This window comes from Chitinophagaceae bacterium C216, from assembly GCA_028485475.2.
In the GTDB taxonomy this organism is placed as follows: Bacteria; Bacteroidota; Bacteroidia; order Chitinophagales; family Chitinophagaceae; genus Niabella; species Niabella composti.
Window position 1 is genome coordinate 816,762 of sequence record CP144143.1, and the last position, 12,383, is coordinate 829,144.

General features: G+C 41.0%; 7 protein-coding genes. All 7 read right to left on the reverse strand.

Going from position 1 to position 12,383, the window contains the following annotated elements; translation table 11 throughout:
* Positions 1-23 precede the first annotated feature (23 nt).
* From PIECOFPK_RS03400 to PIECOFPK_RS03430, 7 genes are read right to left on the reverse strand one after another with little or no spacing between them, the layout of a single operon-like run.
* Positions 24-2,639, reverse strand: coding sequence for a glycoside hydrolase family 3 protein (locus tag PIECOFPK_RS03400; protein ID WP_409966511.1), 2,616 nt, complete (start codon positions 2,637-2,639; stop codon positions 24-26).
* A 37-nt stretch (positions 2,640-2,676) separates the two neighbouring features.
* Positions 2,677-3,723, reverse strand: a complete 1,047-nt coding sequence (locus PIECOFPK_RS03405; protein WP_409966512.1) for a glycoside hydrolase family 43 protein — start codon at positions 3,721-3,723, stop codon at positions 2,677-2,679.
* Positions 3,724-3,740: 17 nt separating this feature from the next.
* Positions 3,741-5,156, reverse strand: coding sequence for an MFS transporter (locus tag PIECOFPK_RS03410; protein ID WP_330975621.1), 1,416 nt, complete (start codon positions 5,154-5,156; stop codon positions 3,741-3,743).
* Positions 5,157-5,178: 22 nt separating this feature from the next.
* A complete protein-coding gene (locus tag PIECOFPK_RS03415; protein ID WP_330975622.1) occupies positions 5,179-6,303 on the reverse strand; it encodes an endo-1,4-beta-xylanase in 1,125 nt (374 codons plus the stop codon).
* A 4-nt stretch (positions 6,304-6,307) separates the two neighbouring features.
* Positions 6,308-8,902 carry a glycosyl hydrolase 115 family protein gene (locus PIECOFPK_RS03420; protein ID WP_409966513.1) on the reverse strand — a complete coding sequence of 865 codons (2,595 nt, stop codon included), beginning with the start codon at positions 8,900-8,902 and terminating at the stop codon, positions 6,308-6,310.
* Positions 8,903-8,911: 9 nt separating this feature from the next.
* On the reverse strand, positions 8,912-11,134 hold the full coding sequence (locus PIECOFPK_RS03425) for an alpha-glucuronidase family glycosyl hydrolase (protein WP_330975624.1): 2,223 nt from the start codon (positions 11,132-11,134) through the stop codon (positions 8,912-8,914).
* Between the two features lie 41 nt (positions 11,135-11,175).
* Positions 11,176-12,222, reverse strand: coding sequence for a LacI family DNA-binding transcriptional regulator (locus PIECOFPK_RS03430; RefSeq protein ID WP_330975625.1), 1,047 nt, complete (start codon positions 12,220-12,222; stop codon positions 11,176-11,178).
* Positions 12,223-12,383 lie beyond the last annotated feature (161 nt).

The following is a 12,383-nucleotide window of genomic DNA, read 5'->3' on the forward strand; positions in this document are numbered from 1 at the left end:
ATATATCAGATAATATAATGCGATTATTGAATGCGGATTTCTTTAGTTATAACATTGCTAGTTGTTTTAATTTTTACGTCAGGTTGTCCTCCTCCAACACTTATTAAAAGTTTTCCTTTGGGCTGAAGACTTTTACCATCTTCGCCGGTAACCATTAAGTCTTCAGCATTTAGATGGAAGTGTAATGTTTTAGATTCTCCGGCATTCAATTCTATTCTATTGAAACCTCTGAGCGCTCTGATAGGAACTTTTATTTTTTGATCCGTATAAGCTATGTACAGCTGAGCCACTTCTTCTCCGGAACGGCTTCCTTTATTGGTAACCGTAACTTTTACAGGAATAGTAGTTCCTGCTTTTACAGTGATAGGAACTTCCAGATTACTGTATTCGAATTGGGTATAGCTTAATCCGTAACCAAAAGGATACAAAGGCGTTCCTTTAAAGTAGCGATAGGTGCGGTTTTCCATGCTATAGTCTTCGAAATGCGGTAAGTCTGCATCCGATTTATAGAATGTTACCGGCAATCTTCCTGCTGGATTGTAATCGCCAAATAGCACATCGGCTACTGCAGTACCGGCGGCTTGGCCGCCATACCATGCATTGATGATAGCTGGTATATTCTCATGTTCCCAGGGAATAGCAATCGCACTTCCAGTCATCATTACAAATACTACAGGCTTGCCGGTTGTTTTTAGCGTTTTCATTAGTTCGGTTTGAACGGCAGGTAACATTATGGATGTTCTATCTCCACCGTTAAAGCCGGGATAGTTTACAGGCATTTCTTCTCCTTCGAGTTGGGGTGAAATACCTCCTACAAACACAATAGCATCTGCATCTTTAATTCTTTCAGCAAGCGCTTTAAAATTGGTTTTTACTTTACCACCGGGAGTTAATCTTATTTTAGCCTGATAGCCGCCCTGCCAGAATTCCAAGACCAATTTATAGGTGGTGCCTTTTTTCAAATTCAATTTATATAGTCTTGCACCCCATCTGTTACGCTCCCATGCATCTACCACCAGCTTATCGTCTACATAAAAACGATAGCCATCATCTCCTTCCAGCTCAAAGTAGATTTCTCCGTCTCTATCTGCTGTGAAGTAAGAAGTATAGCGTGCAGAGAAATTATTGCCTTTGATACCTTCTACTACTTCTGCACCTTCTTGCCAGAAGTGATCCGGTATGGATTCATAACGCACAATGGGTGTACCTTTCAGTTCTCTATTGTCGAAATACTCAGCTTTAAATCCGGTTTTGTTGTCAATTCTGAAGTTGGCAACATTTTCTGTCATTTGGAATAGGGTGTCTGTAGTAAAGTGAATGGCTTGTTCATATACTACTTCAACATTTGGCCCTAATTTTTCTTTAATGCCATCCAGTACGGTAGTTATTTTGGAAGGAATGCCATTGTAGTTGCCCAATACAGCAATGCGATTATCAGCATTGGGTCCTAATACCGCAATCTTTTTGATGTTCTTGCTCAACGGCAACGTGTTATTATCGTTTTTTAATAGAACGAGAGACTGTCGAGCCATTTTTAGTGCATGTGCCTGATGCCGCTCATGTTCTAGCATAGATCGGGGAACCTGCGCAAAAGGAACCATTGAAGGCGGATCGAACATGCCCAGTTTCATGCGGATCATGAACAGACGCTTTACAGACAGATCTATTTGCGACTCGGACATTCTGCCTGCCTTTACGGCTTCGGTAAGCTTTATGTAAACATTTTGTCCGCATTCCAAATCGGTACTATTGATTACGGCATCAATGGCTGCATCCTCTGCGGTTTTATGAGTTTTATGATATTTGAAGAAATCATCCAATCCCCAGCAGTCTGAAGTAACATAACCGGTAAATTTCCATTGACGACGCAATATATCCACCATTAATTCGCTATTGCCACAACATGGTTTTTTTCTAAGCGCATTGTAAGCGCACATAACTCCGGCAATATTGGTTTTGGTGATGAGCTCTTTAAATGCCGGAAGATAAGTATCCCATAAATCAAAGTCACTTACTTCTGCATTAAAAGAATGTCTTATTGGTTCTGGACCGCTGTGTACTGCAAAGTGTTTCGCGCAAGCTGCGGCCAATAAATATTTGGGATGATTGCCTTGCAAGCCTTGTGTAAACACTTTACCCAGCATAGCTGTTAAAAATGGATCCTCTCCATATGTTTCTTGACCTCTTCCCCAACGCGGATCTCTGAAGATATTGATATTGGGTGTCCAGTAGGTAAGACCGTGATAACGCTCTCCCTCTTTTCCATCTTCAATGGCTGCATTGAAAATAGCTCTTCCTTCAAGAGCGCTTTGCACGGCCATCAACTTCAGCGAAGCCGTATCCCATGTGGCTGCCATAGCAATAGCCTGCGGATATACAGTTGTTCTGTAAGTCGTTCTTGCCACTCCGTGCAATACTTCATTCCACCAGTCGTAGGCCGGAATGCCCAATCGTGGAATTGCCGGAGCATGGTGCATCATTTGCTGCACTTTTTCCTCGAGCGTTAACCTGCTTACCAAATCTTCCACACGTTGTTCGAAAGGCAGGTTAGCGTTCCACATAGGGAATTGCTTATAATCCTGAGCATAACCTTTAAGTGTTGTAAACAACAATACGGCTATGATAAATTTTTTGAGCATAACGATAAAGCATTAATGTTGTAAACAGAAGTTGAGACTAGGGCGTCACTTCACCATAAGGATTGAGGGTTTTAATAAATCCGTTCTCGTCGTATTCCAGTTTGGTCATTTTTATATTTCTTAGGTGTGTGATGCCTTCGCTTAAAATACTATCATGATAAAACAAATACCACTCACCATTAAATTCGCAGATAGAGTGATGCGTAGTCCATCCTACTACAGGATTTAAAATCACTCCTGCATAGGTAAATGGTCCGTAAGGATTGTCGCCGATAGCATAGCATATTAGATGTGTATCTCCTGTAGAGTAAGAGAAATAGTATTTCCCATTGTACTTGTGAAGCCAAGGTGCTTCAAAAAATCTTCGGGATGTATCTCCTTGCAGCAGCGGTTTTCCGTTTTCATCTACAATCACAACATCTCTTGGTACTTCATCAAATTCCAGAAGATCATCTCTAAGTCTGGCTACTTTGGCACACAATGCCGGTTCATTATCTTCCGGAAGGAAAGCATATGGGCTTTCGGGTTGTTCCGCATTGAAAGTGCCGGTGCGCCAGCGTTGCAATTGTCCGCCCCAAATTCCTCCAAAATACAGATAATAGCTGCCATCATCATCCTTGAATGCACAGGGGTCGATGGAGAAGCTGTTTTTAATAGCTTCTGGTTGAGGTTTGAAAGGTCCTGTGGGACTATCGCTTACTGCTACTCCAATTCTAAAAATTCCTTCGTAATCTTTAGCAGGGAAGTACAGGTAGTATTTCCCATCTTTTTCATTAGCATCAGGAGCCCACATTTGTTTTTGCGCCCACGGAACATCTGCTACACTTAAGGCCACACCATGATCTACAACCTCACTCTCCGGGCTCTCCATAGAGAACACATGATAGTCTTGCATATCAAAATGACTGCCTAGATCATCAAATGCCTCCCCTGCGTCTATATCGTGCGATGGATAAATGTAAATTTTTCCATTAAACACATGTGCCGAGGGGTCGGCAGTGTAAATATGCTTTACTAATGGCTGCGATATAGCATTGCTGTTTAATGTAGCCAGCTTTGCAGCATCTATTTTGGGTTCTGACATATTCGATGTTTTAACAATTATTGATTGCGATGTCTTTGCTCTATTTCCATATTGATTTTATCGATCACATCATCTTCTAGCTCGTATTTAGAAATGATATACATGCCCAGTAATAACAACATAGCCGGAATTACAGCTACCAACCACAATATTCCCTGTTGGGCTAATGGAGTTTGTGATACCGCATTCTTTTCGTCGAAGTGTACTAGAGCCAGTACAAAACCGGGTACTACTCCGCCTAGCGCCATCCCAGCTTTGAAGAATATTCCGGTAAGTGCATTTACAATTCCTGAAATTCTTTTTCCGGTAGTGTACTCACCATAAGAAATTACTTCAGGCACTAGCGCCCACATATAACCTGTAGCTACAATAACTCCAGTAGACTTAATAAACTGAGCCAGTAGTACAATCCATACTTGTTCTTTTAATGCCGGTACTACGGAGATGATGTATAACATGGCCATACCTACGATGGCTACGGAAAGAAATACGTAAAACATCTTCTTCTTTCCTATTTGCCTTTTAATGGCAGGCACCATCGGCATAAAAATAAATGCAGGGATAGAGCCTAGTGCTGCAAAATACGGAAGCATATCAGGCGCCTGCACATTATAGATCATGTAATAAGATCCGGCAGTGTTGCTTATTGCCATCATAGCAAAAGCAGTAATAAAAAAGAATGCTAGTACACGCAAGGGTTTATTGTGACGAAACTCATTCCATAAATCAGATACACGAACATGTTCGGTATCTGCTTCGCTCATTACCACGCGTTCTTTTGTTTGTGTATAGCAGAATATCAGCAATGCCAATCCTACAATGGCATATAGGGTCATTGTAATGAACCATGCATTGGCGGATAAAGGCGAATTGATTTTTCCATCGGGAGAGAATGTCTTTACCAAAATAGGTATACCGTAAGCAACAGCTAGTCCACCAAGGTTTGCTAAGAACATTCGCACTGATGTAAGTTTGGTAATCTCATCCGTATCACGTGTGAGCGATGCGTTTAATGCACCATAGGGTACATTAATTAACGTGTAACACATCGATAGACCTACATAGGTAATATAGGCATATACTAATGATCCGGAGAACCCATTCCAAAAACACAAAATAGCAAAGCCTGTAAGCGGTATGCCTCCCAGAATGAGATAGCTACGATATTTACCCAATTTTGGGTTGCGTTTATCTACAAAAGCACCAACGAGCGGATCCCACGCCACATCTATCAGCCGTACAATCAGGAACATTACTGCTGCAGTGGCAGCGGGTAAGCCGTATACGTTGGTATAGAAGATGAGCAGATATTGAGCTACAGTTTGGTAGATCAGATTCTGCGCCAGATCTCCCGATCCGAAGCCGATGCGTTGCAGCCATGTGAGCTTATAAAAGCCTTTTGCTTCGGTTATTGTTTGTGCTGAAGTATTCATACATTATGGTTTGTGAGGCTGATTATTTACCGGTTTTTAGTGCCATTATGCTATAATATGCTGCTTTCGGTTGATACTGTCTATCGAACAGCAGTGGATAGTTGGTTCTGCCTCTAATAGGCCATCCATTTAACCAAGATTGCCCATCGTTTACTCCCCAGAAGGTTATACGAGAGATATGATCTTTGTATTTTAAGAAGAGTTTGAAAAGCTCTTCGTAATCTTTTGCGAGTTGCTGAGATACAGAGTCTGGCAAGCCATTAACGTATGGATTCATTTTAGGATTTTCAGCAGCATGGAGGCTCACTTCTGCAGATGTGTTATCCCATGGGCTGGGCAGTACGCTGATGTCCAGCTCTGTAAACATTACTTTAATACCCAAAGCACTAAACTCTTTAATGCTCTCTTCAATGTCTTTGAAAGGTACTTTACCTAAATGCCAGTGTCCCTGAATACCTACGCCGTCAATGCGTACGCCGGCTTCTTGTATTTTTTTGATGATGGCAATAGCGCCTGCGCGTTTTTTAGGTTGCTCGATGTTGTAATCGTTATAATATAGTTTGGAATTAGGAGTAGCTTTTTGTGCCAGGCGAAATGCTTCTACAATATAATCTTCTCCTAATGCTCTCAGAAAAGTAGACTGTCTTAATGTTCCGTCTTCGTTCAAGGCCTCATTTACTACATCCCAAGAATCAACTTTACCATCATATCTACTTCCTACTGTTTGAATGATATCTTCAAAATATGCACGTACTGAATCTGGATTTCTGATGCCACGCATAAATGCCGGCATTTGGCTATGCCAAATAAAAGTGTGACCATTTATTTTTATGTTGTTTTCTTGTGCAAAAGCGACCATTTTATCAGCCAGTGAAAAATCATATTGCTTCCAGCCTGTCATCAGCCTTTCAGCCTTCATTAAGTTTTCGGGAGTGATGGAGTTAAAATGTTGTTTGATCAGCTCTAAGGCCTTTTCATCTCTTCCCGCAGCCTGAAAATCGCTCATGGCGGTACCTATAAGGAAATCGTCTTTAAAAGCATCTTTTAAACTAGTAGGTTTTTGTGCGTTTGTAGTAGTGCTGATGCTGCAACTAGTCGCAATAAAAGCGAAAAGAATGATAAACAGAGTCCAATTTCTTTGCGTCATTTTTTTATTTTTTTTTGTGAACAATAGTCTCAGAAGGTCCGAGGTAACTGTATTGCAATCCTCCGAAGTCAACGATTAATTTTTGCAATACGAGCCCCGGTGTGTTACAAAATATTTTTACGGTGTGGCGTCCGGGTTGGTTAATATGATGTTTACTTTTTTTGATGATAATATTATTGGAAACCCACATGGACCAATCGCGTGAATCCACAGCTTCTTTATTTACAGAGATAGTTTGAGGAGTTTCGTTGTCTACACTGATGGCATATTGCATTCCCTCCTTTTCGTTATTGAAATTAAGTGTAGGTGAAAACCATGCTTGTATTTCGAAATCTCCTTGACTATAAGTGTAGATATCGTACTCTAATACAGCTTGGGCTTGATTATTTTTATGCTGATAGGTAACAGGATTTAATGTAATGCCATCGCCGCATTTACCTATATCCGGAATAGTGGTCCAATATAGCGACCCAATGTCTTTTTTTGCAGAGTAATGGACTGCTGCAATGGACACATATCCGTTTTGCTCATAAAAGCTATTGCGGTCAGGAGTTCCTTTAATCAAGTCTCGAGCGGTTTTGATAGTAGCATCTGGTGCATATGGCTTGTTGTCGGTACCATTGGTTACATACTGCACTTCAGGCATCCGTTGTACTCTAGGTTCCTGCCAGAAAGTATAACCGATGTGCTTTTGAGCCATCATATGGTTCCACTTGCCATTATTGATGCTGTGATATTCTAGTGTTATCAGTGAATCCTGCTGATAAAAATGTTTTACTTTTTCGGCGTATTCATTTGCCAGTGTATTGTTTTGCTTCGCATAGTACTGATTCCATGCATGAGCTGTATACATGTTCTGCAGATTGCCGTAGGCTTTTACAGGATGCAGTACCAGTTGGTAATACGCATCTTTGTGAGTAGCAGGGATGAGATTGTATATTTTTTGTGCTTCTTCCAGTAATTGATTCCAGTCTTTAGTAATTTTTTCCGCTTCGTTGTAATTCAGGATACTATAAGTATTGGCATTGAGTAGTTCGGGTTTTCTTCTAGATGCATACAAAGCGTATTTACGCATAATGTCTCCAATTTCTTTTGCATAGCTTTTTCCAAACTGCTGTTCGGCCCAGTATGTATAATAGCTGCGTAAGTTGGAAGCATTCCAGCGTTTTACATCCCATGCATAGTCCAAGAAGAATGAAATAGGAAGCTCCATGGGTTTTAAATCGCCCACGTTTACAATCCAAACTTTGTCTGCGCCGTATTCATATGCGATATGCATTTGCTCCCATACACGGGCTATATTATTTGTGTTGATCCATTTGTAATTACGAGGACCACCTACATAATCATAGTGATAGTATATGCCATAACCTCCGGATCTTTTTCGCGCATTTGATGGAGGCATGCGACGTATGTTTCCCCAGTTATCATCGCATAGTAAGAGTGTTACATCGTCAGGCGCTTTCATACCTCGATCGTAATACTCCTGTACTTCTTTGTATAAAGCCCACATTTGCGGTGTTTCATGGGCAGGTCGTCCTGTAATTTGTTCGATAATGTTTCTTTGATCTTTGATAATGCTTTCTAGCAATTGATAGTTTGCTTCTATACTGCCCAGATCTGGCATAGGTTCATCGCCATCGCCACGCATGCCCAATGTTACAATGTTATCGTAATCCTTGTTTCGACGAAATCCATCTTCCCAAAATTTCAGTAACCCTTCTTTATTGGTGTAATAATTCCACGCACCACCGTACTCCTTTTTGTGAGTGGTCCATTCCTTTTGAGCACGCATCATAGGTTCGTGATGCGATGTTCCCATTACAATGCCATAAGCATGTGCCAGTTTGGGATTTTCCGGATCGTCTTCATTAAATGCTTTACCCCACATAGCGGGCCATAGATAATTTCCTTTTAGGCGCAACAGTAATTCAAATATGTGTACATACATTTTACTGTTGATACCGCCGAATTTTTCTCTAGCCCAGCCTCCAAAAGCGGGTTCTTCATCATTGATGAAAATGCCTCGATATTTTACAGAAGGAGAATCATAAAAGTATACTCCGTTTTTGAAATAAGTATTGTGTCGTTTTGTTACCGGAACATCGGCCCACCAGTACCAAGGCGACACACCCAGCTGCTTTGAAAGCTCTAAAACAGCATAGGCAGTACCTCTCCTGTCACTACCGGTGATGATTAATGCCTTATCAACGCCTTTTGTAGGGGATTTAATGGTTTGTAGTTGAAATGCTTCCCATTTTCCTTTTAGGGCGTTGGCGTTTAATTTTTTATCTTTTGCTAAACCCACGAGCAACGGGTCTTTATCTACAATGCCGATAATAATCACTTGTTTCAATCCGGCGGAGAGATTATGGATAATTTGTGGTTGATGGCCTGTCACTGCAGCAATATCTTTTTGTAACAGGTGTGCTGCAATGTGAATTAATGTATCTGCATTTTGATCTATATAAATAGGCGTAGCTTTGTTGTCTGATACAATGGCAAAGCTGTTATTACTTCGGGTTTCTGTAATAAAGTCTTGGGCATGTATAGTGCCGAAAAAAAATACAATCAATATAGCAATGAACGATTGTTTCATATCCGCTAATTATAAATTACCGTTGATGCCAGGGGCATGAGGGAAACGTAAAGACTTGTAATATTCAAGAGTTTTATCAGGTGCCTCGTAGTGAGAGGGAATAGGCAGCTCTGAGAATGTTTGAAAATATAACAAACACGCATTGCGCCACCACTTGGCTTCTTTATGTTGAATATTTAAAAGTTGGCGTACGTGATTGTATCTTTCTTCATCAATGTATGCTTTTACAGTAGTCCATATGTCTTGCATCCATTTTACAGTATCGGCTCCACTATAGTATCGGAAACAGAGCTCGTCCCACAAACTACGTCCTGTACTCAGTGTGTAATTCCATGGTACGTGATGAAACCAGAGGATATATTCAATATTACAAGTTTTCATGTTTTCCCATTGTTTACGCACTTCGGGAGCATATTGACTGAGTGCATCGCTTCCGGTTGCTGTACGATCGAATCCTAAACCTTTTTTGTCGGCTTTGTGATAGTACACAGGATTCCAATCGGCGCGGCCGGCATTTTCCACCCAGGGCGCAGGGCCGTAATGGTGGCCGGTACCCATAATGTGATGCAATCCCAGCGGGGTCATATAGTTTACAGCAGCTTCTCGTGAAGCCATCATGATTTGCTGGATAGGCTGAAGAACTTTGGGATTGTTGCCAAACGTCTGACGAATCCACTCTTCAGCAATAGTTTCTGAAGATAGTGTGTGATCCCATGCCAAACGTCCAAATGCATACCAGTTGGCTTGGCCGAACAAATGTCCCGTCCAGTTGATATCGTTGCCAATATTGGCTACACCTGCAATAGCACTTATTTTATGTTTTTTTAAAGACCCGTCAGTTATTTTAGCTACAGTAGAACCACGCCCGTACGCATAGGTATCTGCGTCCAGACATTCTTTGTATAGCGGAGCTTGGTATACCAGATGTGTGGCTTGTCCCAGATATTCTTGAGTTATCTGAAATTCGGCCATCAATTGCGTATTGGGCATTGCACCAAACAAAGGAGAAAATGGTTCTCTAGGTTGGAAGTCGATGGGCCCATTTTTTACTTGTATGAGAACGTTCTCTTTGAACTTACCATCAAGAGGTTTGAACTCCAAATAAGCCTGCTTAAATCTGTCTGCAGAAGCAATCGATTCGCCGGCTACATCTTTTTTACCTTCTTCAAAGTGTTCGCCTCTTCTCTGAACTCTTGCATCATACACAAAAGCACGCCACATTACGATACCGCCATGGGGGGCTAATATATCGGCGAACATATTTGCTCCGTCAGCATGCGTTCTACCATATCCTTGCGGACCTGGCTGTCCTTCTGAATTGGCTTTAATTAGAAAACCACCGAAGTCGGGAATCATTTTGTAAATCTTATCACATAAATGCTTCCACCATTCGATTACTTCGGGGTTTAACGGATCGGCGGTTTTCAAGCGTCCGATTTCGACAGGAGCACTAAATTTTGCGGTAAGATATACTCGTATTCCATAAGGGCGGAATACATCGGCCAAAGCTTTTACTTTTTCCAAGTAAGGATCGGTAAGTACTAATGAGCTTGCATTTACGTTGGTGAGCACCGTTCCGTTAATACCTATGGATGCATTGGCACGTGCGTAATCTATATAACGTTTATCGATATAATCAGGTAGTGTATGCCAATTCCAGATAGAGATACCGGCATATCCGCGTTCCACACTCCTATTGAGATTATCCCAATGATTTAAGATGCGACGCTGAATTTTTGGAATACTGATGGTTGATAAAGATTGAATAGATTGGTGCGATTGTAACAATTTTAAAAAATGAAAAACACCATACAATACTCCGAGATCAGTTTCTGCAGCTATAAGGATGAGTTTTTTATTATTGATTGTTTGGGAATAGATGGCAAAACCTTCTTGTCCTGTTTTAATTTTTTCTTTTTCAAGAAATGATTTGATGACTGGAGAACTAGATGGAGTGCCTGCAATGAGTGCATTATCTGTTTGCGCTCCCACTTCTTTAATAGGAGCACCCAACAAACCTGATAACCCCATCTCCAATTCCTTTTTGGCCACAAGTAAGGTAGGAGATATGGCATTGATATGAATGCCTGCGATACTTTTTCTGTAAAGATTCAGATATGTGGGGTCTTCAATTTTTTTATAACGCAACCATAAATCATATCCGTTTTCTGCATGTACATATGCAGTTACGACAAGCAGCGATAATAATAGTACAAACAATGTCTTTTTCATTGCAAACAACAAGGGCTAGATATGGCAAAATTTATTTTTTCTTATTTTTTTCTCACGGAGGATTCGCGAATGATTAATTCCGAATTAATGATGATGGTATTAATCTTACTTAAATCGCTTACTCCTTTGAGATGATTAATAAGTGTGCGTCCGGCAACTTCACCCATTTCAATACCCGGGTAGTTCACGGTAGTGAGGGTGGGCTCAATCAGATGGCCGATCGCATCGTTGTTGAATCCTACTACCGCAACGTCTTCTGGCACTCTTAATCCCGCTTCTTTAATTTTTTTAATAAATGAAGCTGCTACAAAATCGTTAGTAATAAAGGCGCCGTCAGGTCTTTCGGACATGTTTAGGAATTTCTTTGCAGCATCGGCACCGGTTTCCTCGCTCAGGTCTCCAATGAATACCAGCGATTCATCGGGTTCAATATTATTATCGTAAAGTGCATCCTTATATCCTCTATACCTATCGGAGTATACATTACGTGATAAACTAGCGGTAATATGTGCTATGCGTTTGCAACCTTGTTCAATAAGGTGCTGAGTAGCTTCGTATCCGCACTTATAGTTGTCTATAACCACCACCGTATTGCCTTTGCCTTTTTCTACACGGTCAAAGAACACTACCGGTACATTTCTATCGAAGAATGGCTTGAAGTGGTCAAGGTTTTTGGTGTCAAAGGAAAGCGACGCAATAACGCCGTCTACGCGCTTATCAAAAAGGTTTTTAGCATTGGCTGCTTCCTTAGCAAAGCTTTCGGAAGAGTGGGCAATAATCAAATCATAACCGGCTTCAGTAACGATTTTTTCCACACCCGACAACACGGAGTTAATAAACGTACTGTTCAGCTCGTGAACCATAAACGCTATGGTTTTGGTTTCGCCGCTTCTCAGGTTACGGGCAAAAGGATTTGTTCTATACCCTCTTTTTTCGGCCAGCTCAAAAATTTTTTTGCGGGTTTTTTTGCTCACCACGGGGTCGTTTTTAAGCGCGCGACTCACCGTTGCTACTGAAATATTTAATTCGTTAGCAAGGTCGTAGATGGTGACGTCTTTCTCCTTTTCTTTCTCTTTTTCTTTCGCCATATGGCAATTTTAATTTTAGGTAAAAATAAAAGTTTTTTTGTAATCGGTTACATTTATTGAAAAAGTTCTTAAATTCGCATAGACGATAGCGTGAAAAAAGTGTTTTTCGCTGCTTGCTAAGATTGTGAAAGCCATATCTATCCTGTGTTTTAGCCTGATGC